Annotated in this window: 29 protein-coding genes; 16 read left to right on the top strand and 13 right to left on the bottom strand. The window is 52.4% G+C overall.

Going from position 1 to position 25,321, the window contains the following annotated elements; genetic code table 11:
- Positions 1 to 79 precede the first annotated feature (79 nt).
- The 7 genes from JMJ04_RS15070 to ftsZ all read left to right on the top strand — a co-directional run bounded on the left by JMJ04_RS15070 (position 80) and on the right by ftsZ (position 6,607).
- Positions 80 to 337 carry a sigma-70 family RNA polymerase sigma factor family protein gene (locus tag JMJ04_RS15070; protein WP_201371279.1) on the top strand — a complete coding sequence of 86 codons (258 nt, stop codon included), beginning with the start codon at positions 80 to 82 and terminating at the stop codon, positions 335 to 337.
- Between the two features lie 256 nt (positions 338 to 593).
- A complete protein-coding gene (locus JMJ04_RS15065) occupies positions 594 to 1,127 on the top strand; it encodes a TetR/AcrR family transcriptional regulator (RefSeq protein ID WP_201371278.1) in 534 nt (177 codons plus the stop codon).
- Between the two features lie 355 nt (positions 1,128 to 1,482).
- Complete coding sequence (locus tag JMJ04_RS15060; RefSeq protein ID WP_338001069.1) at positions 1,483 to 2,319, top strand: endonuclease/exonuclease/phosphatase family protein; 837 nt, start codon at positions 1,483 to 1,485, stop codon at positions 2,317 to 2,319.
- A gap of 129 nt (positions 2,320 to 2,448) precedes the next feature.
- Positions 2,449 to 2,712: a hypothetical protein gene (locus JMJ04_RS15055; protein ID WP_201371276.1), complete on the top strand. Its 264-nt coding sequence runs from the start codon at positions 2,449 to 2,451 to the stop codon at positions 2,710 to 2,712.
- Positions 2,713 to 2,766: 54 nt separating this feature from the next.
- A complete protein-coding gene (locus JMJ04_RS15050; protein ID WP_201371275.1) occupies positions 2,767 to 3,342 on the top strand; it encodes a hypothetical protein in 576 nt (191 codons plus the stop codon).
- A gap of 802 nt (positions 3,343 to 4,144) precedes the next feature.
- The gene (locus JMJ04_RS15045; protein ID WP_007906554.1) at positions 4,145 to 4,564 is read left to right on the top strand and encodes a response regulator; all 420 of its coding nucleotides are present in this window, start codon (positions 4,145 to 4,147) and stop codon (positions 4,562 to 4,564) included.
- 426 nt (positions 4,565 to 4,990) lie between these two features.
- Positions 4,991 to 6,607, top strand: a complete 1,617-nt coding sequence (gene ftsZ, locus JMJ04_RS15040) for a cell division protein FtsZ (RefSeq protein WP_201371274.1) — start codon at positions 4,991 to 4,993, stop codon at positions 6,605 to 6,607.
- Between the two features lie 154 nt (positions 6,608 to 6,761).
- Here ftsZ and JMJ04_RS15035 read toward each other — a convergent pair whose 3' ends face one another.
- Both JMJ04_RS15035 and larB read right to left on the bottom strand, forming a co-directional pair.
- Complete coding sequence (locus JMJ04_RS15035; RefSeq protein ID WP_007906556.1) at positions 6,762 to 7,043, bottom strand: KGG domain-containing protein; 282 nt, start codon at positions 7,041 to 7,043, stop codon at positions 6,762 to 6,764.
- 89 nt (positions 7,044 to 7,132) lie between these two features.
- Positions 7,133 to 7,999 (bottom strand): nickel pincer cofactor biosynthesis protein LarB, encoded by an 867-nt coding sequence (gene larB / locus JMJ04_RS15030; protein WP_201371273.1) that lies wholly within the window; start codon positions 7,997 to 7,999, stop codon positions 7,133 to 7,135.
- 456 nt (positions 8,000 to 8,455) lie between these two features.
- On the opposite strand from larB, the gene JMJ04_RS15025 reads away from it, so the two are divergent.
- Positions 8,456 to 8,950, top strand: a complete 495-nt coding sequence (locus JMJ04_RS15025) for a hypothetical protein (protein WP_201371272.1) — start codon at positions 8,456 to 8,458, stop codon at positions 8,948 to 8,950.
- Here the strand turns inward: JMJ04_RS15025 and mutM are convergent.
- Together mutM and JMJ04_RS15015 are read right to left on the bottom strand one after the other, a co-directional pair.
- Complete coding sequence (gene mutM / locus JMJ04_RS15020; protein ID WP_201371271.1) at positions 8,937 to 9,863, bottom strand: DNA-formamidopyrimidine glycosylase; 927 nt, start codon at positions 9,861 to 9,863, stop codon at positions 8,937 to 8,939. The two genes, JMJ04_RS15025 and mutM, sit on opposite strands and share 14 nt — an antisense overlap.
- 30 nt (positions 9,864 to 9,893) lie before the next feature.
- Positions 9,894 to 10,574, bottom strand: a complete 681-nt coding sequence (locus JMJ04_RS15015; RefSeq protein ID WP_201371270.1) for a DUF3267 domain-containing protein — start codon at positions 10,572 to 10,574, stop codon at positions 9,894 to 9,896.
- A gap of 181 nt (positions 10,575 to 10,755) precedes the next feature.
- On the opposite strand from JMJ04_RS15015, the gene JMJ04_RS15010 reads away from it, so the two are divergent.
- Positions 10,756 to 10,941, top strand: a complete 186-nt coding sequence (locus tag JMJ04_RS15010) for a hypothetical protein (RefSeq protein ID WP_007906563.1) — start codon at positions 10,756 to 10,758, stop codon at positions 10,939 to 10,941.
- Positions 10,942 to 10,960: 19 nt separating this feature from the next.
- Entirely contained in the window at positions 10,961 to 11,872 is a 912-nt protein-coding gene (locus JMJ04_RS15005; RefSeq protein ID WP_201371269.1) for a ribonuclease Z, read from the top strand.
- Positions 11,873 to 11,939: 67 nt separating this feature from the next.
- On the opposite strand, the gene JMJ04_RS15000 is transcribed toward JMJ04_RS15005, so the two are convergent.
- On the bottom strand, positions 11,940 to 12,962 hold the full coding sequence (locus tag JMJ04_RS15000; RefSeq protein ID WP_201371268.1) for an alpha/beta hydrolase: 1,023 nt from the start codon (positions 12,960 to 12,962) through the stop codon (positions 11,940 to 11,942).
- A gap of 353 nt (positions 12,963 to 13,315) precedes the next feature.
- On the opposite strand from JMJ04_RS15000, the gene JMJ04_RS14995 reads away from it, so the two are divergent.
- From JMJ04_RS14995 to JMJ04_RS14985, 3 genes are all read left to right on the top strand, one after another.
- Positions 13,316 to 13,831, top strand: a complete 516-nt coding sequence (locus tag JMJ04_RS14995; protein ID WP_201371267.1) for a DUF1634 domain-containing protein — start codon at positions 13,316 to 13,318, stop codon at positions 13,829 to 13,831.
- Positions 13,831 to 14,676: a sulfite exporter TauE/SafE family protein gene (locus JMJ04_RS14990; protein ID WP_201371266.1), complete on the top strand. Its 846-nt coding sequence runs from the start codon at positions 13,831 to 13,833 to the stop codon at positions 14,674 to 14,676. Before JMJ04_RS14995 ends, JMJ04_RS14990 begins: the two co-directional genes overlap by 1 nt.
- A gap of 330 nt (positions 14,677 to 15,006) precedes the next feature.
- Positions 15,007 to 16,539, top strand: a complete 1,533-nt coding sequence (locus JMJ04_RS14985) for an alpha/beta hydrolase (protein ID WP_201371265.1) — start codon at positions 15,007 to 15,009, stop codon at positions 16,537 to 16,539.
- Positions 16,540 to 16,630: 91 nt separating this feature from the next.
- Here JMJ04_RS14985 and pheA read toward each other — a convergent pair whose 3' ends face one another.
- Together pheA and JMJ04_RS14975 are read right to left on the bottom strand one after the other, a co-directional pair.
- Positions 16,631 to 17,548: a prephenate dehydratase gene (pheA, locus tag JMJ04_RS14980; RefSeq protein ID WP_201371264.1), complete on the bottom strand. Its 918-nt coding sequence runs from the start codon at positions 17,546 to 17,548 to the stop codon at positions 16,631 to 16,633.
- Positions 17,549 to 17,696: 148 nt separating this feature from the next.
- On the bottom strand, positions 17,697 to 17,885 hold the full coding sequence (locus JMJ04_RS14975) for a hypothetical protein (RefSeq protein ID WP_007906583.1): 189 nt from the start codon (positions 17,883 to 17,885) through the stop codon (positions 17,697 to 17,699).
- A gap of 382 nt (positions 17,886 to 18,267) precedes the next feature.
- On the opposite strand from JMJ04_RS14975, the gene JMJ04_RS14970 reads away from it, so the two are divergent.
- Positions 18,268 to 18,837: a hypothetical protein gene (locus JMJ04_RS14970; protein WP_201371263.1), complete on the top strand. Its 570-nt coding sequence runs from the start codon at positions 18,268 to 18,270 to the stop codon at positions 18,835 to 18,837.
- Here the strand turns inward: JMJ04_RS14970 and JMJ04_RS14965 are convergent.
- The gene (locus tag JMJ04_RS14965) at positions 18,827 to 19,873 is read right to left on the bottom strand and encodes a proline racemase family protein (protein WP_201371262.1); all 1,047 of its coding nucleotides are present in this window, start codon (positions 19,871 to 19,873) and stop codon (positions 18,827 to 18,829) included. The two genes, JMJ04_RS14970 and JMJ04_RS14965, sit on opposite strands and share 11 nt — an antisense overlap.
- A complete protein-coding gene (locus tag JMJ04_RS14960) occupies positions 19,870 to 20,964 on the bottom strand; it encodes a class I SAM-dependent methyltransferase (RefSeq protein ID WP_201371261.1) in 1,095 nt (364 codons plus the stop codon). Before JMJ04_RS14960 ends, JMJ04_RS14965 begins: the two co-directional genes overlap by 4 nt.
- A 375-nt stretch (positions 20,965 to 21,339) precedes the next feature.
- Between JMJ04_RS14960 and JMJ04_RS14955 the strand changes: the two genes are divergently transcribed.
- Positions 21,340 to 21,879, top strand: a complete 540-nt coding sequence (locus JMJ04_RS14955) for a hypothetical protein (protein WP_201371260.1) — start codon at positions 21,340 to 21,342, stop codon at positions 21,877 to 21,879.
- A gap of 127 nt (positions 21,880 to 22,006) precedes the next feature.
- Here JMJ04_RS14955 and JMJ04_RS14950 read toward each other — a convergent pair whose 3' ends face one another.
- A complete protein-coding gene (locus JMJ04_RS14950) occupies positions 22,007 to 22,399 on the bottom strand; it encodes a hypothetical protein (protein ID WP_201371259.1) in 393 nt (130 codons plus the stop codon).
- 214 nt (positions 22,400 to 22,613) lie between these two features.
- On the opposite strand from JMJ04_RS14950, the gene JMJ04_RS14945 reads away from it, so the two are divergent.
- Complete coding sequence (locus JMJ04_RS14945; protein ID WP_201371258.1) at positions 22,614 to 23,198, top strand: hypothetical protein; 585 nt, start codon at positions 22,614 to 22,616, stop codon at positions 23,196 to 23,198.
- 63 nt (positions 23,199 to 23,261) lie between these two features.
- Here JMJ04_RS14945 and JMJ04_RS14940 read toward each other — a convergent pair whose 3' ends face one another.
- The 3 genes from JMJ04_RS14940 to JMJ04_RS14930 all read right to left on the bottom strand — a co-directional run bounded on the left by JMJ04_RS14940 (position 23,262) and on the right by JMJ04_RS14930 (position 25,311).
- Positions 23,262 to 23,729 (bottom strand): hypothetical protein, encoded by a 468-nt coding sequence (locus JMJ04_RS14940; RefSeq protein WP_201371257.1) that lies wholly within the window; start codon positions 23,727 to 23,729, stop codon positions 23,262 to 23,264.
- A gap of 251 nt (positions 23,730 to 23,980) precedes the next feature.
- Positions 23,981 to 24,535, bottom strand: coding sequence for a hypothetical protein (locus JMJ04_RS14935; protein WP_201371256.1), 555 nt, complete (start codon positions 24,533 to 24,535; stop codon positions 23,981 to 23,983).
- A gap of 119 nt (positions 24,536 to 24,654) precedes the next feature.
- Positions 24,655 to 25,311: a hypothetical protein gene (locus JMJ04_RS14930; RefSeq protein WP_201371255.1), complete on the bottom strand. Its 657-nt coding sequence runs from the start codon at positions 25,309 to 25,311 to the stop codon at positions 24,655 to 24,657.
- Positions 25,312 to 25,321: the final 10 nt, after the last annotated feature.

Below are 25,321 nucleotides of genomic sequence, written 5' to 3'. Positions count from 1 at the left end.
GTTGTACCACACGAACTCTCTGGCTACCAGTAAAGAATCCTCCCTATGGGAAACTTTTCTTTTGAAGAAGGGGGAAGGGATGTGCGACCTTCTCAGTGGCGATACGGAGAGTCTTCTCTCCTTATTTACCCACGATGTGGCGCTCTCTATTGACGGTGGTGGCAAAGTCAAAGCCGCTCGCAAGTCGCTCTATGGAGCATTCAAGACCACGCGTTTTCTCCTGGTAGTCAAACATAAGGCGCCGGAAATGTTCATGTATCGTCTTGCCCACATCAACGGTCAGCCAGGGATCATCAAATATCAGAAAGATGTCCCCCTTCTCTGTAATGGTCTTTGACATAGCAGAACAAAAGATCCGTGAGGTCAATATGATTGGCAATCCGGATAAATTACGGCATATTCCTCCTCCTTGAGCCAAACAAAGATTCGCTCAACCGCTTCCGTCGACTCGCTCGCGATTATGAGGGGCCGCCCAAACCTTGCGGCGGGTGGCCGAACGCTAGAAATCATGTGCCCTTGACATACTGTATCAAGCTGCGGTATCTTCTTAGTAAGAGAAACATACGGAACCGTATGCTCTGATGGAGGGTGCTTTGCAACGAACGAGAGAAGATTGGATAGGTGCTGGATTACGAACCCTGGCTTCTTCCGGTATTGAAGGGGTGAAAGTCGAGGCTCTGGCGAAAGAACTGCACATCAGCAAAGGGAGTTTTTATCACTACTGGTCTGATCGTGCAGAATTTCTAGAGGCCCTGCTTGTGGACTGGGAGGTGCACGGGACGCGCAGGATAATTGACGAGCTGGAGAAAATCACCTCTCCCCATGAACGTTTTCGGCGCTTGTTTGAGTCCACCTTCTCAGGTGATAAAAGGCTGGAGGCGGCGGTACACCATTGGGCCAACGTAGATGCTTCGGTCGCTCAGCGGGTAGCCAGGACAGAGGATATGCGCAAAGCTTATACCACAAAAATACTCTGCGATATGGGGAAACCTTTTACCCAGGCTCGTGAGATCGCTCGCATCTATTACCTTATCTGTCTCGGCTGGATCGATTGGAGCCAGAGAAATGAGTATCCTGCGAGCGAGATTGCTGACCTCTATCAAACGTTAATGACCTATGTGAGCTGAAAAATTCTTGTGCTTTTTTTGTCCAAAAAACATACGCCCACGTATGTTTTTTTTGTGGAAGGAGAGACCCAAAGGAAATTATGGCAAAAACATATCATGCTCCTCTGTATATGCCGCGTGGCGCCTAGGAACGCTTCGCCTGACGAAAACGAGGAACTCGGCTGGTTTGGAATCCATGAGGCAGTACAACTAGATCTCGCGCTTCCAATGTATGTAGAAGTATTTCACAGACTAGAAGAAGGTAGAGAAACAAGATGAACAAGGGTATTTGCGGGGGGAACGTCTTCGCACCATTGATTGGTGAGCCTGCAGCAGGCAGATGCTTCTTTGATCGGAACGTAGAGAGGGCTTTGTGATGACATTTCGAGTCATGACCTTCAATATCCGCGGAGCTATCCCGCATCGGGATGGCTCGAACGCTTGGGAACATCGTGCCCCACTCACACTCTCCCTGATTGAGCGGACAGCCCCCGATCTCATAGATTTTCAAGAACTCATGAACGGAAACCTGGAGACGTACCAGAAGCACCTGAGCATGTATCAGTGGGTTCTAGGGCCGCCAACGATGGATGAAACACGCAAAAACTATAATGCCATTTTCTGGAAACCTTCTTCTTTGGATATGCTCTCCAGCGGTGGCTTCTGGCTAAGTCCAACGCCTGAGCAGTGGTCTCGTGGGTGGGGAAGCGCGTATGTACGTGCCGTTACCTGGGCGCACTTTCGTCTCCGCGAGATGAACAGGGAGTTCTGCCACATCAATGCCCATCTATATTCCGTCAGCGAAGAAGCGCGACAGCAAGGATGTCTTCTGATCCTTGAGCGACTAGCATCTTTGCACCTGGACCACCTTCCCCTGGTGCTCACTGGCGATTTTAATGTTCCCACTGAAGTTGACGCTCTCATGCTTTCCATCGATCCCAGTATCACTAATGCTTGCTATCGCCTTTTCCTTGACCAGGGTTTTGTCGATACGTATCATGCTGGGAGCAAACAGGAAACAAAGACAGACCTGACATATCATGCATTTGAAGGAGGACACTTCTCACCTGCGTTTCGTTGCGACTGGATTCTGACCAGGAATGAGACATGCTCCTTCAAGATTCACTCCTGCGAGATTTTGTATGATGCGGCTCCTCCCATCTATCCCAGCGATCATTACCCTGTGCTAACCGAAGTCGCACTCATCTCATAACGAGTGAGATTTTTCTACTAGCAGGAACATTGAAGTATATTCATCGAAAATCAAATCCAATCTCATACAGAAGAGAGATGTCTTCCATTCTCCCATTCTCTGAAACCCAAAGTGGGCAAGGCTGAGACCATGTCGTACATCAGCAGTGCCGCACGTGTTCTGGAGGATTTTACCTATCTCCAGCAGTTTCACAACGACCATGGGGCGGTTCTCGAATTTCGCGCGCATATCGGTCCACTCGTGGTGAAAGGAGTCGATATGATCCAGTTGAATGCCGAAGGTCAGATCAGTGACTTTGAGGTGATGGTCAGGCCCGCAAAAGGGCTTGAGGCTGTGGCAACGGCTATAGCGCAGCAACTGGCCCTGGCAACCTCTCCCGGAGGTGAGCAGTGAGTAGAAGCGTCACCGCTGAGATGAAGAGACATAACTAGGAGGAGGAACGCTGCTGTGAAAACACTACCCAGATCTCTTGCTTCCACCTGGGGAACGACCGCCGCCGAGAGAACGATATCGTTTCCCTGCGATCACTATCTGACCCCTTTCGACGCGGCCTATTTCCGTGCTGTGCCTGTACAGGCACCAGCCCCCATCGTCTTTCGCTGGCTCTGTCAATTGCGCGTGGCGCCCTACAGCTACGACTGGATCGATAACGGTGGCCACCTCAGCCCTCGCGAACTCATCCCAGGGCTGGACCAGCTACAAGTTGGGCAAAGCATGTGTACGATTTTTCAGTTGGTAGACTTCGAACCAAATCGACACCTCACGCTGCGCCTCAGCTCGCCGCGAGCCAGAGCTTTCTTTGGTGAGGTAACAATCAGCTACGTCATCCTACCACAGGAAGATGCATGGTGCCGTCTCGTGGTCAAGCTGCTCGTTTGCTATCCTCCCGGGTTCACAGGGGCCGTGATGCGCCCATGGTTACCATGGGGAGACTTGTTCATGATGCGTAAGCAATTATTGACGCTCAAACACCTGGCCGAACGGCAGTCCAAAGAGATCCTCTGGAAGATCCCTCATAAGTAGCAAGTTGACCATTACTCACCGCCAATAATGTAGTTTCACAAATTAAAACGGGTTATGGAAATTGCCTGCCACGCTCTGCTGGCTCTCATGATAATCCACATTTATTTGTGAAACTACATTATCGTGGCACAGTTGTTCCGCTGTAATCAAGCCCCAACGACAAAAACGCTGCCATAAGCTGACTGCTTCCTATGTTTCGCGCTGATTTTCTCAGGTTCGTCTCAAAACTCGTGCAGATTTGACCTTACTTACTATTTTCCTGCACATCCCTTCCCCGAAGGCGAGCGGAGGGAAAAGCCAGCAGAAATTTGGAAGGCCCTGTACTCTTGGCAGCAAGCATACACAAATTTCGATGTAGGTGATACAATACTTGCTATCGTTTTAGGAACCTTCCTTTCTCAATGTCTTGCATAACTTGAGAGGGGAGCTATGAATTTTTTTGTTTTTTCCAATTTTTTTGTCGAATGTCAGTAGTAGAGGTACGATACTATTGTAAAAAAGCTTTCTTTCCTGATATATCCAATGTCTATATATCAGAGGACTACAATGATGGTAGAGCGATAGCCAAATACGGCTGTTATGCCTAGCACCTGCCTACTTCTATGCATATATCAGGGAAGACGAAACTACTATTTTTGCGGACAGGCTACGTCTATTAGTAGAAGGCGTATCTGCTCTGCAACAGCTCTCACCAGGGCACATATGAAAAATATTGTGTAGCGTCACCGAACCCAACGTATATTCGTTAAGAAAAACGTATACACTTGGCGTTTAATCTCATCCATTGCAAAAGGAGTTTGTCATGCCAGGGGATGTTTTTCCACCAGCGGCAAAGGGCCCACAGAATACGACCATTTTGATTGTCGAAGATGACGCCGATATTGGTCAGTTCTTACAACAACTCATCGAAGAGGAGACCCCCTATACCACTAGACTGATTGATAACGGTCTAAAAGCACTGGAAGAGGCTCCTCGTATCGACCCCTGCTTGCTGCTTCTCGATTATCGCCTGCCAGGCATTAATGGGCTTGAATTGTATGACCGTTTACAAGAGTATCATGCATTGCACAATATCCCGACTATTATGATGAGCGCGACCCTCCCGGTTGAAGAATTAGGCAAACGTGGCATCTATCAGCTACGCAAACCCATGGATATTGGGAGTGTCATTCGAATGATTACACACGCCCTTGCAACCTCAGAAGAGAAGGCGTTATCCTGATATTGTCCTTTGTTCAGAGAGAGGGGCACATGGGGTATAAGCCTCCTGCGCATCCCTCTTCCTGATATACATTTTCCTTCCTCACCTTTTGCCTCTCTCCCTCCAAGGACTTCATCAGCGAAAAGTCGTATCACCTTTTTCGTCTTCTCGTTCGTTATTTATATAGAGAGGCAAGCAACCCCAGCCATATTGGCATGTCTTCAAACACTTAAGCATATACTTGACACTCTTGATACAATACGACTAGTATGTTTTTTTAGTGTCTCTTCTTCTCTATTATGGATTGGGGCTTGTTTTATAGGTCAGACATGCATCTGACCTATCTCTGGCGCAAGGCAAAAACATCTAATCAACCGGCACCTGCTCACCCTATCTGAAGGCGAGAGTCCTGTGCCGTAGTTCCGATGAGAGGAAATGGGGGTGTGCATGCAGCCATTATTCCACGACTCGCAGAGGCGAGACCCCGTCCAGAGGCAAGGGACGGCTAAGGCCCAACCAGGTAATAATCAGGAACAAGCAGACCAGTGGGCTGTCCTGCACCACGAGGTCCAGGGCAAACAATTCCAGCAGCACGATGAGCCTACGCGTGCTGAATGGGAGCGGCGTGACACCGACGAGAATCCTGCCTCCTCCTCCTCATCTTACTTTGGCGCGGTAGATCCTGAGTATGATGTTGATATTGTGGTCGTTGGTGTTGGTGGCGGTGGTATGAATGCTATTAACCGTATGATCAATACCAATGTACGCGGCGTACGCTATATGGCCTTAAATACAGATGCCCAGGTACTGGCGCTCTCGCAAGCGTCAGAGCGTATTTGTTTGGGACAGCATCACACCAAGGGTCTGGGCGCAGGCGGCAACTCCGCCGTAGGCATGCGTGCCGCGACCGAGAGCACAGCCGAAATTCGCGCAGCCCTGGGTGAGGCCGATATGGTATTTATCGCCGCCGGCATGGGCGGTGGTACTGGCACGGGCGCGGCCCCCATCGTCGCTTCCATTGCCAAAAAAATTGGCGCGCTCACCATTGGTATCGTTACCCTGCCATTCTCCTTCGAGGGGACACGTCGCCGTCGCATCGCCGATCAGGGCCTGGCCGAACTCAGTAAAGAGGTTGACGCCCTTATTACCGTTCCCAATGATCGCCTCCTAACCACGGTCGCGCGTGACTATAGCCTCTCGGATGCTTTTAAAGTGGCCGACGATGTGCTACGCCAGGGCGTTCAGGGTATCGCCGAGGTCATTAACGTACCTGGCATGGTCAATGTTGATTTTGCCGATGTGCGCAGCGTCTTGCATGAGGCGGGAACCGCGTTGATGAGCATTGGACAGGGTCAGGGGCGTAACCGGGCACAACTTGCCGCCGAAGAGGCCGTCGCGGGTGGCTTCCTGAATGTGACTATCCGTGGCGCGAAACGCGTGCTTTTCAATATCAGTGGTGGCGAAGATATGACCCTCTTCGAGATCAATGAGGTCGCTGAACGCATTGGCGCTGCCATCGATGATGCCGCTGATATCACCTTTGGCGCTGTTATTGATCCCACGCTCCGCGATACTATTCGTGTGACGCTGATCGCCGCTGGTATGGAGGAGATTCCAACTGCGCGTCTCCAGGCAGTCCGTCTCGGGCATACCGCCGCGCGCTCAAACGCCCTTACGGGGACAGGACAGGTAGTGCAAAACACACCTCCTTATCAGCCGCCAGCGGCCCCTGCCGCGCCCAAGCCGCCTTCTCGAACAGCTCAGCAGCAGCGAGGAACGCAGCTCCCTGAACGAAGACAGGCCAGTTCAACATCACCACGGATGCCATCCCTGCCCAATGCCGCTGACCAGCGTCCCATGCCCTCCAGGCAACCAGCCCCGGGACAGCCCATACGGTCGGGGCAGCCAGGGCAACCAGCTCCGGAGCAACGGACACAGCGCAGCTTGAATGATTTACGCGGCCTGCGTGGTCTGGGGCGCCGGCAGGAGCTACGCAGATACGCTGGCGATGCCGACGACGAGGACATCATTGATGTCCCTCCCTTCCTCAAACGCCACGAATAAACAAGCGTCAAGCAGAAGCGGAGCAATTCAAGCTTGAATTGCTCCGCTTCTGCTTGACGCTTCTACATCTAGGCGATACTGTGGCAGCGCTATGTGGCACGCTAGATACGCGAGCAGAGAAGAGAGAACACACAACGTTCCTCATACGCCTCGGCTATTCCTTAGCGTCAGCAGCATTAGTGGAAGAACGCCCTTTCTCTCCCCCCTTTTTCCCAATCTTCGAGTAAAATTCCGAACCTTGCTGACGTTTGGTGGATTCACCACCTTTTTTCCCAATCTCAGCATAAAACTGTGGGCCGCGTTTCTCTTTGACCGTCTCGCCACCCTTCTTCCCAATTTTCGAGTAGAACTCGGGGCCATACTTTTCGCGCACGGCCTGTCCGCCATGCTTGGCTTTTTGTGATCCAGGTTCAGGTCCACGCTTGTTATTTGCCATGGAAAGTCCCGCCTCTCTTTAACTTCTTTACCACATTCTCCCAACTACATTGCGGTGAGACACCCTAGATCAGAACACCCCGTATCATCCTACTGCGAACGTTGTCCACGCGCATGTGCCACGCGATTGGCGATCATCCCTGCCGTAATGCCAGCGCCCACGCCATTATCAATATTTACCACGGTCAAGCCAGGCGCACACGTCTGCAACATCGATAATAGCGCCGCCACACCCTTGCCACCCATACCATAGCCCACTGATGTCGGCACTCCGATAACCGGTACAGGAGCAAGGCCAGCTATGACAGATGGTAACGCACCATCCATACCAGCTACTACAAGAATCGCATCTACATCTTCCGCCAGCAACGCGCGCAAAGGCTCGATCAACCGATGCAATCCCGCCACACCTACATCATAGATGCGTGTCACCCGACAGCCCATCTCCTCGGTAATCATCGCGGCCTCTTCCGCAACAGGAATGTCGGATGTCCCCGCGCTAATCACTCCCACCTTGCCACCCGTGACGCGCTTGTTATACTCAGGAGTATAAATCACCATCATATGTGATGCCTCCTGATAGCGCATTTCATAGTGCTCGAAAGCCGACCGTACGGCCTCCAGTGAGCGCGCAGGCATCCTACTAATAATCGCCCGCCCCGTTCCTGCCAGTAATCCACGCGCCATGGCAAGAATTTGCTCGGTCTCTTTGGTCTCGCCAAATATAACCTCAGGGGCACCCTTGCGTCTCTCTCGTCCAGCATCAGGACGGGTCTCCATCACAGATGAGACATCGCAGTGTACTGAGTCCTGTGTTCCTTGTGGCGCCTCGTTGATCTGCTTCAACGGTGCCACCTGCTCAGCCATGTGTGCCGCGTCCTTGTCACGCTGCCCATCCTGTACATCACTGAGCAATTGACCTAATAAGTCGAGTTGTTCTTCAATTTCACGATTCACTCAAATCACCTGGGTTCCCTGGCTTACTCACACCAGAGAGAACATGTGCTCCATGCCTAAAAAACATGGATCTAATGTTTTCCCATAGTGGTAATGATGTGACTGTCGTGCAACATTTACAGTGTAACACAGCCAATCACAATCAGCAAGCCAACAGTAGTACATTCTTATTTAAAAACGTTGAAAAGAAGCAATTCTTCATCTAAGAAGCTTAGCTGCGCCAAGGCCTTCACGCCTTCAAGACATGTGCCGCTCTCCTTTCTCTACTGCCTCCGGCTCTAAAAAGCACTTTCTTCCTCGTCTGCGCTATGCTATACTATGTTGTGTTCATACGCTCCAGGTGGTGGATGATATGTGGATGATGTGGAGATGAACAATCCTTTCCCCTCACCCTCCACTGCCGCCGGCCTTCCGGCATGTGCTCCGGATTAGCTTTTTTGCGTGAGACAGATTACTATGCTATTTCTTCACTCAGCCAGGGCGACCAGGGCCTGGTTCCTGGCAAGTCTAACGCTGTTGTTCTGCGGCCTGCCCTGCCTCGTCGCCTGTAGTGCTACGGTGACTTCGTCAGCCGACGCAGAACAAACCCATACCATGACCATCAACCAGGACTTTCAGCAAGATACACTCACCACGACCAGTCCCGCCTATCGCTGTGGCGCCTGGGCTTCAAATAACGCGCCCGCGTCTTCCGGTACCATCACTATCTATGCTCGCCTGACACATGATGTGGCGGGCGTGGCTGGTATGGCTGCGACCGCGACGGTCCATTTTCGCTATGGCGATGTTGTCCTTACACAACATCCAACCAGCGATACTGGCGGCTATGTCAGCTTTAATCTACCCCTGTTAGGGCGTCAACCAGTAGGCATACCCGCGACAGCAGATGTTGTCTTTACCCTTGGGCAGGAGATGCTGACCTGCGCGCCAGCATTTTTTACTCCTGAGTGAGGACCTGGCAGACAGGGCAAAAGTGCGTGCTGCGCTGAGCGACAACGATACGCTCAATTAGCGTACCACAACGTGGGCAGGGTTTACCAGCCTGTTTGTAGACATGCACATGGTTATAATTATCGCCTGCCTCGCCCCAGAGATCACGGTAGGAACTAAACGAGGTTCCACCATGTTCAATACCCTTGAGCAGGACTGACACTACCGCCTCGTGCAGGCTGGCAATCTCCTGCGATGTCAGACTGTTAGCAGCGCGACGTGGGTGAATCCTGGCATGAAAAAGCGCTTCGTCGGCATAGATATTGCCGACGCCCGCGATCACGGTCTGATCCAGCAGCACCTGCTTGATCGGGCTCCGGCGATGAGCAAGCGCCTGGGCCAGTCCCTCAATGCTAAAGGCCTCGCTCAATGGCTCAGGTCCCAGTCCCCTGAGCGCCTCCTCTTCCTGAGAACGCTGCCAGAGCGAGACGCGCCCGAATTTGCGCGGGTCCGTGAAGAGCAGGTTGCGCCCATCCTCCAGGATAAAGCACACCCGGCAATAGTTCATCTCCGAGCTATAGACCTGGGAGCTATCAGCCTTAAGCGTGAAATTGGGACCGCGTGTGCTCCAGGCCTGGGCATCGCGCTCACGTAGGCTTGTATCCAGCGTCCAGCCGGGTTCTAGGAGCAGGAAGTTCCCAGTCATCCGGCGATGACTGATAAGCAATCCCTCACCACTAAGGTCAAGTAACAGGAACTTGCCACGCCTCCTGACCCCCTCAATGGTACGGCCGCTTACCTGGGCGCAGAAATCTTCTGGAAGCGGGTGTGCAATGATACGCTCCCAGAAGACCTGCGCCTCACGGATGGTCGCGCCAACGATAGAGGCTTGCAACTGTCTGGCGGTATATTCAACTTCTGGTAACTCGGGCATTGGTAATTCTTTTCTAGTTGTTTAGTTTTTCTAGTTATTCTGGCTTTTCTCGTTCTCTTCGAGAATCTGCCAGGCGCGATAGCCTGTCTCTGTATCCTCTAGCAACACATCCGCTGGCAATTTCTGCATGCGCGCGACCACCAGCACATCCCCGGCGGCGCCCGCGAAGTTGCCACTGAGCGCCAGTTGAAGATAGCTGGCCCATCCCGGCTGCCAGGCGATAAGCAATACGCCGAGCAGGGTAATAACGACCAGAGGTGCGAGCGCGATCACGCGATATTGCTGGCGTGAGAAGAGTTGACTGCGTGCACCACAGTAAAGGGCCAGCGGCAGTTTCGCACCAAAATAGGGTCGGCCTCCCCAAAAGAGAATCGCCAGCCCATGGATAGCTTCATGAATGGGCAGGATCACTACATAACCGACAATATTGATGACTACCCATAATATGACGTTCCAGAAGGTCAAACCCTGCCACCATGCCCCATTTTGCCCATGCTGGGCTGCAAATAGAGCATAAACTGCGATATTAAACACGAGAAAACCCAGGCCACTCACCAACAACATACGCAGGCTCAAAAGAGCCAGGGGCCTTAGCTGCTCCTCGCCCAACAGTTCTATCTCATCAATCGCACGCGCCTGTCCCTGGTCGACACCCCGCTGCATCAGCCTGCGACGCTGGGGATGATAACGATTAATGACCTGTAACGCCATTCGCTGCTCCTCTTCTCGCGTCCTGCAACAATATATCTTTCGATACGACTGAACGCGACTCATATTTCCTGGTAAGCCGCCGCATAGTGACAGAAACTATAGTCCCGGCCACACACAACTGATATACTATAAGCCAAACCTGGTAGGGACACAATGGCAGGCTGAGACGAAAGGCAAGGAAATGCGAAAATGGCAGGCATGGCATTATCTCATTATTGTATTTGCGCTTTTCTGGGTCGGCTTCGCGAGCTTTCTCACCATCTTTAGTGGCTTTCCTTTTCTTGTCATTAGCATAGCCTTGACCGTTACAGGGGCTTTTTCCTGCGTCATTATTGCCCTTGCGTGGATGTACCAGAACGACAAGTGACTATTCTAGAGGTCTTTTTATGTTAGATATTTGTCTCCTTGGAACCTGCGGCATGATGCCACTCCCCAATCGCTGGCTCTCCTGCATGCTTGTGCGTAGCGGGTCTCACCTCACACTCTTTGACTGTGGGGAGGGAACACAGGTCCCCTGGAAAACGCTTGGTTGGGGATTTCGCCAGCTTGGGGCAATCTGTTTCTCGCATATGCATGCCGATCATGTCGCGGGACTCCCAGGCGTCCTTTTTATGGTCGCCCATGCCGGACGTACGGAGCCGCTTGATATCTATGGCCCGGTGGGGACCTCGTATGTCGTCGAGGGCCTGCGCCGCATCGCCGCTGAACTCCCTTTCCCCATTCACATCCATGAACTCAAGGGTGGCGAGCATTTTCAGCTTCCTGGCAATCTCCAGGCCTCCTGCGCCCCCGCTTCCCATGGCATTCCCTGCCTGGCGTATCGTGTCGAGCTACAACGTCAACCAGCCTTCCAGGTCGAGCAGGCACGCGCCCTCGATATCCCTGTCCAGTTCTGGAAGCGCCTACAAACCGGCGAGACAGTCAGCTACAATGAGCGTACCTTCACTCCACAAGACGTCCTGGGCGCCGCCAGGCGCGGGATCTCTCTGGCCTATATCACCGACACCCGACCCCAGAGCGCGCTTAGCGAGCTGGCACACGATGTCGACCTGCTGGTATGCGAGAGTATGTATGATACACTTGACGATCTGCCACTAGCTCGTTCGAACGCGCATATGGTCGCCTCCGAGTCGGCTGGCATCGCCAGGGATGCTGGCGCGCATCAACTGGTGCTCACCCACTTTAGCCCAAAGGTGAATGATACGACGCGAGCCGAAAAATTGGCGCGTAGTGTCTTTCCCAACACCCGCGCCGCCAGAGATGGCATGGTGCTCACTCTCGACTATGCCGATGCCTGAGTTCGCACAAACAGTTTGCCTCTAAGGAGATGGAGTGTCCGGCCCTGGACACTCCATCTGATCGTTTTTAGCCTGCCTCTGAAAAGTGGTGCCCGTCAGAATCTGCTGCCTGGCTCTCTTTGCGCTCTGGCAAGGGAATGGGAGCCGGCATTTCCTTCAAGTAGAGATTGAAGAAGTTCACAAGCTTATTGACGTACGCCACCCGGTCCTCAAAGTACGCTCCGCAGTGGTCGGCATCAGGCAGGAGCCAGAGCTCTTTGGGATTGCCCGCGGCCTTGTAGAGGAGAGGGGCATCATTGGGATTGACAATAGAATCCTTCAGGCCATGAATGATCAGCACGGGACGCGGCGCGATACGCCCGATATCGCGCAAGGGTTCTACCTGGTTGAAGTGATATCCCGCACGCCACCAGAGAATCATATCCGTCATCCAATCGAAGAGGAAGAAGGGGAGATGCAGAGTGCGGCGTACGGCATAGTCAATGGGGCTACGATGCGTAGCAAAGGGGCTATCTGCGACTACGGCCTCAATCTCAGGCGCACGCGCAGCGGCCATAAGCGCGACCGCGGCCCCCATAGAATAGCCTACCGCTCCCAGGCGTGTCTCTGGCACGCGCTGCTTCGCATAGGCCACCGCCCCGAGAAAATCGTTGATCTCACGATAGCCCAGCGTCACCGGCTTCCCCACCACCTCCCCGTGTCCATAATACTCGAAAGCCAGGATATTATGTCCCGCCCGCCAGAGATTGACGCAGGTTCCTAATAGATCCGAGCGCCTCCCGCGATAGCCAGGACAGATAAGAATCGTCGTGGTCGCCCCTGGTGAAGGCACAAACCATCCACTCACCTCGTAGTCGCCATACAAAGGCGGGAATGTGACTTCTTCCGCGGGTAAATTGACCTCAAAGGGGCTAAATGTATACTGCTCAATAAAATTTGTTTGCCGCTTTGGCCGAATCAGGGTATCGACAATATAGAGACCAACACCAGCAATGGCTCCTAGTACGCCTATGCCACCACCCACGACACCACCAAGTAACATCTGTTTCCAGGAGGGACGTCCCCAGTTTCGCTTTGCTTTATTCATCATAGGTACACAGGCCAACCTTTCTAGTTGTGATTGGCATTTCTAAAACTTACTAGTAATAACATTTTGTGGATCAACTTTATGCCTGTATTGCCATACTTCCCATCTGCCATCAGATCTCTTCGACATTACAACTACAGGGCGCTCTATCTTATATACGCCTGGCGTATAGCTGTTGGGTGAAGATCAGTGCTGCCAGCGAATGCTTTCACACTTATATATTCCTCCTGGTTATTAATTGTATAGCGAACTTGTATTGGACTTTGCCACTCCACGGCTCTAAAATAGAGAACAAGGAAGCCAATTTATGTTAGTGACTTCGCCACTATTCATAAAGGATATTGATCATTCTCTGCATGGATGTGAAGCAAGCATACATCTTCTATGAGGAGTATAACAAAGTTCTTATGTCATCTCATCATCATGAATCCTCTGCTGAAGAGGCAAAAAATCCAGAGGCGGGCAGCGTGGCAGCGTCCCTGGAGTCAGCTCCACCTCCATCTGCCCACTTCAACGCGAGCACACGCACCAACGATATGATTAGCTGGCTGCTACAGATTGGCGTGATCGTTAGCTCTATCATTATCATCATCGGTCTCTTGCTCACGCTTCTACAGCCGGGAGCGCTGACAAATCAATCGCTCACAAACTTTCCGCATACCCTGGATCAATTCTTCGCTGGCTTGCTCAGGCTGCAACCCCTGGCAGTAATCATGCTGGGCCTGGTCATTCTCATTGCGACGCCGATACTACGTGTGGCCTTCTCGATTCTGGCCTTCTACCTGGAGCGCGATTATCGCTATGTCATTATCACCTGTATCGTCCTGGCTCTGCTGATTCTAGGAATGCTCCTGGGGAAGGGGGGCGCATAATGACACTCACCCTGACAACCATCCTGCTTATCTTCTCTGGCTCGATTCTAGCTGGACTCATGGGCTCCCTGCTTGGACTGGGAGGTGGAATCTTGATTGTCCCCATGCTCTCCCTGGCTTTTGGTCTACCAATCCAATATGCGGTTGGCGCGAGTGTGATCGCGATTATTGCCACCTCCAGCGGATCGGCCGCCGCTTATGTACGCGACCGCCTCTCGAATATCCGCGTTGGTATGTTCCTGGAGACGGCCACGGTCTCAGGCGCGATTGTAGGCGCGCTCCTGGCAAGCATCGTTGCGCCCCAACTCCTCTATATTATCTTTGGCATTGTCCTGCTGATCTCACTACTACCCATCCTTGTCAAACTGGGCGAAGAGCTACCTAAAAATGTGAAGAATGATCGCCTGGCAACTGCGCTCTCGCTCGCCAGCAGCTATCCTGACAAACGCCTGGGAGAAGTCGCCTACGAAGTGACGAATACAGGCTGGGGCTTTCTCGTGATGTGTGTCGCCGGATGCCTCTCGGGCCTGCTCGGCATTGGTAGTGGCGTCTTTAAAGTCCTGGCCATGGATACGATTATGCACATCCCCATGAAGGTTTCGACCACGACCAGTAACTTTATGATCGGCGTCACTGGCGCCGCTAGCGCGAGTATCTACTTCGCACGCGGCGATGTACATCCACTTATCGCAGCCCCCGTCGCACTCGGCATTCTGGCCGGGTCCTTTGTGGGCGCCCGCATCCTTCCACTCATGAAAAATACCACCCTGCGCAAGATTTTTATCCCGGTGCTCAGTCTCATCGCGCTCCAAATGGTTCTCCATGGCTTCGGCATCTCCTGGTAGACACCAATACAAGTAGAGGTAGAGGGGCATGGGCACGGCAAATGCCTGCACCCCATACCCCCTCTACCTCTCTGCAATTCTTTGCGATTTGTGACGTTACGGCGTTACGATAAAAGGGAAAGACATTTACTTCGAGGCTACTTTTGTACCACAAGAGGGCCTCAAGGCTAAGGTACTTTTGGATATTGGCCCCGTTTTAATCTTCCTTCAATCTTGAGGTATGTATACTGTATAGGCGGCCATCTGGCCAAATACTTATACAACCAACCCCATTGCTCAATGCCTGAACTTTTGACTGGGTCACAGGTCACAGGGGTGAGAAAGCATGCTATGAACAAGTTGCAACCACGCTTGCGCAAGCTTTTTAAACGTATAGAGCTACTACCACTGTTGCGCTACACTGCTTCACTGATCGCGGCTCTGCTCAGTGGCCTCTTCCTCTTTACCAATGCCACTTTGGGAACGATGGCCTCTTCCATCATCGATATGGGTCTCGATCCCCTACGCTCACAGCTCATCGCGGCCCTCGTTATGACCGCGTTTGTGGCCTTGATCAGTGCTCTGGTTGGTCGCCTTAAGACCTCCGCTATTCTGGGAGCCGCTATCGTCTTCTACCTGGGATACCTGAAAGGATTCATTCATTTAGAGCTACAACCAGTATATGATCCTGGTGGGCATCTCGAACCACTTCAAGCTAATGCCCTTTTTAATACCTCCCTCATTATGTTTGCCCTGGCCCTGCTCAGTGCCTTCATTGGCTCGGCGGTTGGTATCGCTACAGGCGAGAGCCTAATCGATCCTCCCCTGCATACATTCCAACGGGGTTTCATGCTTCTCTGGCTACGCTGGGAAGCCCGCCGCCAGCGTAGCGCCTTCAATATAGATGAAACCGCTACACAACCCAGCCTTTTTGCGCACACAAACCTGGGGCGCTCGCTCAGCCGTTGGGCAGGGGCGATTGCCATTGTGCTGATTCTGTTCTTAGCGCTCCGCTCAGGCGATCTCTTCATCTTCTCGCCCGATATTGGCATACATACGGCTCCCCATATTACAGCCTCGAAAAACGGTGATAAAAATGCGGAGAAATCAATCGGGGTGAGTTCGATCAAACAAGACTATGTGAAAAGCAAGGCGCTTGGTGCGACAAAATCCTTCGAGGTCTACCTGCCTCCATCCTATAACACCTTGCAGGGTAAAACACGGCATTACCCGGTCCTCTACCTTCTTCATGGGTCACCTGGTAAAGATATCGACTGGCTCACTGGTGGCAAGGCAGGCCAGTCCACTGATACCTTGATCACTACTGGCAAAATCCCCGAGCTTATTCTGGTTATGCCCGATGGAAATGGCCGTCCTGGTAGAACCAGTGAATGGGGAAATAGCTATGACCAGAAACAACCGATTGAGAAATATATCGCTACCGACCTGGTCAACTATGTCGATCAGCACTATCGCACCATCCCAGATTCTTCACACCGGGCTATTGGGGGCCTCTCAATGGGAGGCTTTGGTGCGGCTAATATCGCGATTCATCATCCCGATATCTTCGGCACATTCATTTCACTCGGTGGCTACTACTATGCCGAAGGCTCTATCTGGGGAAACGATCCCACCTACCGCCTCAACAATAGCCCGGCATATACTATCCTGTATACACCACGCGCGAAGAAACTGCATATCTACCTGGGCGCGGCCACCAAAGACCAGCCTTATTACAGCGATACGCTCGGCTTTATGAAACAACTGGATCAACTCAAAATCCCTTACCACTTCGATCTCCAGAAGGGCTACCACTCCTGGAACATCTGGGCCACTCAGATGTACAACGCCCTGGGATGGCTCAAATGGGATAAGTGGGATTAGCCTTTAAGTCAAATAACTGTAGGGAGAAGGGAGGTGTCCCATGGCAACTGCCATGGGACACCTCCCTTCTCCCTACAGTTATTTGACTGGATTACATATTCTTGTCGAAGGAGCCTAATACTTTACAGAAAAGCGTATGACCTGCCAGGTCCGCCAGTGCTCTTCTTACACGAACATCCTCGCGATGCCCCTCAAAGTCGAGATAGAAGACATACTCCCAGGGTCGCTGGCGCGATGGGCGAGACTCGAGCTTCAAGAGGTTGATCTGTTGCTCCGCCAACATCCCCAGGCAGTGGTAGAGCGAGCCAGGCTGGTGTGCCGTGGCCATAACGATCATCGTCTTGGCTGGTGCGCCACTACGCGGCGCAGGCTCGCGTCCCAGGGCGATAAATCGCGTGTAGTTATCCTTAATAGTCTGAATATCACTCGCCAGAATATCTAACTCATAGAGTTCGGCCGCACCGCTACCCGCGACGGCCGCTACCCCCTGAAGTTGCTCCTCGCGCACCATCTTGGCGCTTCCCGCGGTATCATAGGTGGCGACAATCTCCACACCCAGTTCGCGCAGGAAAGCATCGCTCTGGGCCAACGCCTGTGGATGCGAGATAACGCGATGGATATCCTCAATTCGCTGTCCTGGCAGGCAGAGCAAGCAGTGATTGACCGGGTGAGAGATCTCACCGATCACAAACAGGTCATGCTGACGCAAGAGATCGTAGACATCGTTGATGCTTCCAGCCTGCGAGTTCTCCACAGGCACCAGGCCAAAATCGACCTCGCCCGCAGCCACCGCGCGAAAGACATCGGCAAACGCCCGATAGGGCACCGGCTCCACCTCAGTTCCCGGAAGATGTCTTTTCCCTCCAGCACCAAAATAGATGCGCGAGGCCTCATAGCCAAAGGCTCCTCGCTCCCCCTGAAAGGCAACCTTGACCTGCGAACCCGGAGTCTCCGTCTCCTCTTGCTTCTGCTCCTGCCTGCTATCCTTCATTTCGATCTGTTGTGCCATAACAGCACTCTGCCTTTCTACACACAACGGCGACCATGCTCCCACTATAAAGGTGCGGTACACCTCTCCCCGGTCAACCTCACCACTCACCAAAAATAAGCAAGCCCCAAACAATGGGGGCTTGTGTTTTTTTGAGACAGGACAGCGACTAGCCGACCTTGAAGTGCTCTTTATGGTAATACTTCATGCCCGTGCCAAGAACCTTGACTGGCTGTAGCTCAGCAAGCATGATGCGCTCACCACACTGATCGCAAACGCGAGTGGTCAGGTGGTTGACGGTCTCTCTGTTCGCCAGCGAGGCACGAGCGGTTTTTGAAAGTTCACCCTTCTTTGGCATTGTGTATAAACCCCTTTCGCTTGGTGTCTTTTACTTTTGGGAATGTTCTTCGCTATTATAAACACGGCGTGTTCATAATTTCTTCCCAACCAGGATGCAACCGTTCCCTATCGTCGCTCAGTATACCAAACGACGCAAGCACGAAGTGACAACTTCCTTATATCGCAAAAGGAGGCCTTCAGGTGTAGTTACCATTCCTGGCGTTTTTATAGTATACCATAGCTCTAACCACCATACAATCTCTCTGATTTTGCCATTTTGCCATACTTAAGAGATGCTTGTCGAACGCCTTTGCTCCCGCTATAATCACCCTATATATATTTTGTGTATTTCGTGCTTGCGCATAATCATTATCGCTATCACGACGTGGAGGCAGATCCCTATGCAACGCAGCGCGCATAGTCCCGACAATGGATATAATTCACAGCAGGTTGAGAGGCTGATTTTCAAACGAGGCATGTTCTTTGGCCTCATCCTAGTTGGACTCGATCTCATGGTAACTATTCTCGCACGTCTCACTAGCTTTCCCGTCCATCTTATGACCAGCCTGATGAATGTCATTTATTTTCCCTGGTCAATGGTGAGCTTCATTACCAATGCCGCAATCTATCTTCCCGTTCTCTGCATCGCCGGCTTTATCTACTTCTATGCGGGCTATACCATCGCCCGACACAGTGGAGGCAATATTCGCGCCTCGGCCCTCACAGGTCTGCTGGCCGGACTGGTGCTTGGGATCTGCGACCTGGTTGTGAGCGCGGTCATCCTCTTTGCGGAGACGCTGCCCTCGATTACCCAATCCTACGGCAGTGCCAGCCCGACCATGCTTGACGCCGTGAAGTTTGCCACTATTCGCGATACCTTCCTGTACACCTTCGGCTTTCTGGTGCTGGCCCTCCTGCTGGGCGCGGGCCTGGCCGCAATGGGCGGTTTACGAGGCAGACCTAATTCATAAAAAATCCTCGCCCAATTTTATCTCGTGGATTCAAGATAAACTCATGGCGTCCAATAATAAAGGCCTTGCCGCTGACCTCGGGTACGATGGCATTGAATGGACCCACTTTGGTCCGTCCAACGATACGCCCGCGAAAGGCGCTCTCCGCGCCAAGGATACTCTCTACCGTGATCGCTTCCTCTTCCCGCAATTGTCCTTGAGCATCTAACAGCGCCAGGCGCGCAGAGAGACCCGTCCCGGTAGGCGAGCGATCAACCTCTGCATCCGCAAAGATGCATACGTTGCGGCTATGATGATTGAGCTTCTCTGGCAGATCAACAAGAATTGTTCCATAGAGGAAACTTAACTCATCTTCCAATGGATGCTCCACCCGCAACTTGCCGTTAACTGCATGCTTGATTTCTTCACCTACCTCAACCAGTTCACTCACACATTGCGGTAGGACGCGCAGGCCCACCTGTTCGACCGAGGCAATGGCATAAAAAGCCCCGCCATAGGCCACATCCACCACCACCTCACCAATCTGGGGAACCACTACGCGGACATCACGAGCATAGACAAAGGAGGGAACGTTCACAAATGAGACATGGTCAACATAGCGTTGCCCATTGAGGTGCGCGGTCGCACGGATTAGACCTGCGGGCGTCTCCAGGGTCACTGGTGTCTGCTGACCCTTACACTCAATCGCGCCCGTCTCGACCAGGGCAGTCACTAGTGCGATAATACCATGGCCACACATCGTGCTGTATCCCTCGTTATGCAGGAAGAACACGCCCAGATCGGCCTCGGGATCACCGGGAGGTACCAGGACACAACCATACATCTCGTGATGCCCTCGCGGCTCCCAGACCAGTGCCTTCCGCAAGCAGTCAAAGTGGCGCGCGAAATTACGCCTGCGCTCCAACAATGTTCTACCTGGCAACTCAGGCAAGCCACCAGTAATGATGCGCAGCGGTTCGCCCGCGGCATGCGCCTCTATGGCACTAATCACGCTCGCTCCAGAACCAACCAGACGAGCATCCAAGTCTAGTTTCACGTCGCGCTCCTTCCTTTGCTGCGCTCAAAGCGCGCTTTCTTAAAAATATTTCTTGTTCTAGTATAAACCACTTGCCATAAATATTCTTGCATTGTTATACTTCTCATACAAAAAGAGCATAGGCGAGCGCGAAACATACGGTTTCGCGCTCGCCTATGCTCTTTTTGTATGAGAAGTACATCATTAGTGGGATTGGGGGAGAGGCGGCGCCAGGACTGCACGTATAGTGGGCAGAGGCCATAAAATTTCTGGCTCGCGACCTCACAGCGCACCTCGTGCTCCAACTCCTCTAGCTCTTCTAAGGCAATGGTCTGGGTGCAGATGAGTAGGGGCTTGATACAACGTATGATCTGTTCTAGATACTGGCAGAAGAGCAAGTATCCCTTGCTCCCATAGGAACACGGAATATAGAACTTTTCGTCCTGTACCAGTTTGCAGTTAAACGCCTGTAGGCAGCGTTGGGCCCAGGACATAATGCCCAATTGATGCGAGGTCTCAGGAGTAAAGGCGCGATCATCTCGCTCTAGCGCCTGCTGCAACAGGTGCATCAACTGGTTCAAGGCATTACAGTCGCTGATGGGCAACTCGATCTCACAGACAGTAATCAGCCCGCCATAGCGACAGAGGCGCTCAGCCTCGCGCAGTAGAGCGGCATACTGGTGAGGCGCGCTATCAGGTGCCAGGAAGCGCAGGTGTACCAGGTCATAGCTGGCGTTCTCGCACTCACTCACACCCATGCTATGCGCATCACATTGATACAGGCGCACATCTGTATGGCGAGTATTCAGCGTCCGCGACGCACTAATGGCGGACGCATCTCGATCAACGCCTACCAGGTGCATGTGGGGGTATGCCTGGCTCATGGACTTTAGCCAGGTGCCCGCACCACAGCCAATATCCAGGACATGCAATGCGTCGCTCGGAAAAATAGAGGCTGGCAACGGTCCTCCACCCCATGCATCTTGAATCAATAGTTCGCGTTCCAGTAAGCGCTGTACATCTTCGGCGGTATACAGTGAAGCGTGAAGGAGATCGGCCGCATACGCAGGTAGGGGGGCATACTTCGGCTCAGAAGAGAGCTGTAAAGACATCGTAGACACATCCCTTTCCACACAAACAACACAAACAATAGTTGACCAACCAGTAAGAGAGATGTATTTCGCAAGTATTACTTTGCCTAAAGCGAACGTATATATGCATTATAATCATTCTGTATAATTAATATACTTTTCCATATTCAAATAATTATTTACACCTTCTCTACCTTGTTCACTGACAAACCTGAGCCTTAGCGCGGGTGCTTTCTACGTTGCGATGCGATAGATGCTATATGAGTATATTGGTGGATGTGCGTCCTGGCAGCCAGGACGCACATCCACCAATAGGAGGCAATTACTATAATGGTAACAGCAACGTAGAGAGTAAAAAAACAGGGCTATTGTGACAGCTCTTGAGAGAGGAATGCTATGCCGCATCCAATATCGCGTCCACTATCTATCTGCCTGCTTCTATGCACGCTCTGTCTCAGCCTCTTGCTGTTATCATTTACCGCCTGTGGGAATAGCACTAACACAGGGGCTGCGGGTATCCAGGCCACCAGCGGCAAGCCGATTCATGACGCACAGACGGCAACACAATACCTGTTCGTGCTGCGCCTGCTCCGCTACAACATGCATACCATCGGGAAAGACAAGGTGATCTATACTCAAGGGCGCCTGACACAAGTCGGGGATATGAAGATGAGCTACGACGATGAAGGGCGTATCACGAAACTTGGCAAGCTGGCTGTAACGTATGACGAGGGCAAAATTACAAGCGTTGGCTCGACCAAGATTGAGTTTGACAAAGACATCCCTCAGCGCGTGGCGCGCATTGGCGATGAGAAGGTCACCTATAATAGCCAGAACCTGGCAAACAATGTTGGTGCGTCCAAGATCAGCTACGACCAGAAGCTACGCGCCACAAAGATAGGCGACGTGTCCATCACCTACACGGATAGCAGGTAATTCCATCTCAGCACCTCCAGTGCTTTAATGGGATAAGAGTGTGTGGTGATAGCCTGGCAGAGCCAGGCTATCACCACACACTCTTATCCTGCGAGCCACGTAGTAGCGAGAAGTGCTGAGTAGCTAACTACATACCAACCTTAAAAGCGAAAAGGACCAGCAACACAAACACAAGCGCGGGAATGCTGACTGCGAAACCCAGGAGAAGGCGATACGCGAGCCGCTCCGCGCGGGAGCGGCTCCAGGCGGTCATAAACACGCCAACCGCCAGGAAGACGAAGAAATCAGCGATCAGAGGGAAGAGCGTCATCCCAAGCGCGTTGCCATAGATCTGCTCCGCCTGAGCACGATCCGTTGCCAGCAGACTGGGCGCGTAGAAAAAGCCCTGCCAGATCCCCAACACAGGCAGCCACAAGCCCGCACCAACGACAAAACACATAAGCGTGTTGAAGATAGTATGAACCCTGGGCGTATTTCCCAGGCGCTTCAATGGCCCGGTCGAAAGGACATATCCGGACATAGAACACCTACTTCTAGAAGATGATCTCTCATGATGCCAGAATAAAATTGACACACAATGATATAAACGTTTGAGGACGCAATAAGTCAAAGATATCGCTCTTTTTTCTCATCTGCTTCAGGTGAAACAAACTTCTCTCTCTTCTGGAACGTATACTTCGTGTAAGTATTTTAATCTTCTAGAGACAAGGCAGAATTTTATCAGGAGTAGATCAATGTCGGTGCCAGTACGTCGCTATCGTCGCTTTCGCGCATTCCTTCTGGCCTGTGCGCTTGTCATTATTGGTATTCCCATCGCTTCGCTCGTCACCGCCATTTTTCCGCCTTTTCTAACGGCCTGTTTGATGACGCTTTATCTTGGCCTGGGAACTCTAGTAATCGGAGCCGCGCCACGGCGCGCGACCATCTTCTATGTCTTTCTCTTTTTCGCGAACTGGATAGCGGGCATTGGCTTCGCTGTGGCGCTGAGCAAACTTCCTGGCGCGGATCTCGTGGCTTGCCTATGGATCTTCATTCCTCTAGGCATGACCATCCTGCTAGGGACAAACGGCAAGAGCATCCTGACCTCCCTGCGGCGGCTCCCCCTCTTTCAAGCTAATAGGCCCCAAACACGCGTCTATTATCAGCCCAGGAGGCAACGAAGCACTCCCAATCCTTCCCCACGTTCCTATGAACAGGGCTACCAGGCGGCGCAACCGCGGCAGGCAACCTATGAAGAGGGTGGGCTGACCTATCCCGTTTCCTCCCCCTCACACTCTGACCAGCAAGAACAGCCCCAGGCCCACTACCCCACGATGTGAGAAAGAAAAAAGCAGGAGCGACAGGCACTTTATGCCTGTCGCTCCTGGCTTATGCTCTCCTTATTAGCGTTGCGGAGGATACTGCTGGGGGTTCTGATACTCCTGCGCGTAGGGACTATTCTGCGCCGGGTACTGTGGCGGCTGGCCATATGCCTGGTTTGGCTGCTGCTGCCCATAGGGGGCTGGCTGGCCGTAAGGAGCCTGCTGCCCATAGGGGGCTGGCTGGCCATACTGCTGGGGTGGCACCTGCTGACCATACTGGGGCTGTCCCTGCACTCCCGAGGCCTTGCGCGCACTAAAGGTGCTCCTACCGAAGCTAGAACCACCAGTATCACGTATACCTAATACCAGGAGAAGTATGCCGAACGCCAGGCAGACCAGGCCGGCGATAACTGTCCCTGAGGCATCGCTATCAGCAAATGGACTCACGACCAGGCAGAGAAGGCCCAGCAGGGTCATAATACTACCAGAAACAATACGACCAACCTTGCGGCCCATAAAACGATAAATAAGCCAGGTAATTAAGCGCATTTCATCTTTCCTTTTCCATGCTTTGCAGCCACTTCACATGCCTTCCCCCACATACCAGGCAACGCTTTGCATACAATTTCACATAGAAATATATGAATACAGAATTCCACTTTTGTAGTGAGTGATAGCATTTTCTGGTACTGTCACACGAGGAAGTTTTTGGCTTCGGCTGCTATGCTAGCTTGTATTTATTACAACTGCCTGGCGGCAAAAGAGTAACAACATGCGTGATATCCAGCAAGAAAGCGACATTATCTGCCCTCTTCAAAAACATCCCAGGTATCACTTAGGGTAAGAGCGTCTCTATAGACACTCGCCAACATAGGCTCCTGTTCCCAGGCACGAAAAAACTCGCGGATCTCTGGCTGGATAAAAAGATGCTCAAGAACAGCAGTCATAACCACATCGGTTATCTGCTCGTCGCCTCGGCAACACAAACGTGCCAGCAGATCCCGTAGCGCGACAATAGTTGCGCTCTGCTCCTCCCGCTTGTTCCAGGCACGCTGGAACCAGGAACGCAGCGTATCGCACGCGGAGAAGCGCCCATCTGCATAGAGCGTTTCACTATTCTCGACGACACAGCGCTCCAGATAACATGAACCAAACGCGACGATCTCAGAGATATCTGGCGCTTCCAGGCGTCCAGGATGCTCAAAGAGGCAGTCCCAGAGATAGCCCTGCGCGTCACGGCAATCTGAGGCCATCCAGGCATGTACCTGCTCAAGCGGAGCCTTGGTTCCGCTATCGTACCAGCGCTCCATCGCGCTCACGAGGTCAGCGCACCCGGTGCCTATGTTCTGATCCATGCATCAATTTCCATCCATTCATCGATTCTAAAAAATAGCTCCTTATCCCCAGCTCGGCCACCCATTCCACATTCAGTATAGCGTTCTGAGATACCTGAACAATCATCCTGCTTTCCACGCTAAACCTGTACATCACCACGCCAGGCTTGCTCCACATAGGCCAGATTCTGCGCTAAGGTGCGTGTGCCGTCAACGACTACTACATCCAGGTGATATTGCCGCGCTTCCTGGATTACGGCACGCGCGAAACCGCTATCGCGCTGCATCCAGTTCTCAAAGGCCTGTTCAGGATCACGACACTCCCTCACAACCTCTCTGGCCCAGGCGCGCTGCTGATAGTACGTTAACTGGAACTCCATAGTTGGGACCATCCACATCGCCTTTGATCTCTCGCACAAAAGAGGAGCAACCAACCCCGGCAATAGGGCCGATCCCTCAGCCAGGATAGGGACATCACGCGGCAATGCCTCAAGGTCACGCACAATCAAACGCCACTCATCATGGTAGAAAGCAAATTCTTCGCGAATCTGCTGCTCGACGCTTCTCTCAATCCAAAGGGCATCAGGCGTCAGGCGGCTTAAGTGATAGAGCGTTGGCTCATTTGTCACAGTCGCCTCCTGGGCATGCCTGGCATACGCGTCATCACAGCGGTATAGCCGCCAGCCATAACGAGTAACAAGTTCATTCGCAATCGAGCTTTTCCCCGCGCAAGGTGAACCACCCAGCCAATAGACATGCTGCAAAGCATGCTTCAATCTCTCAATTTCTTCCAGCATTATTTATCCT

Origin of the sequence: Ktedonobacter robiniae (assembly GCF_016587375.1) — a bacterium.
Taxonomy (GTDB): Bacteria; Chloroflexota; Ktedonobacteria; order Ktedonobacterales; family Ktedonobacteraceae; genus Ktedonobacter; species Ktedonobacter robiniae.
This window is presented reverse-complemented; position numbering and strand designations above follow the sequence as displayed.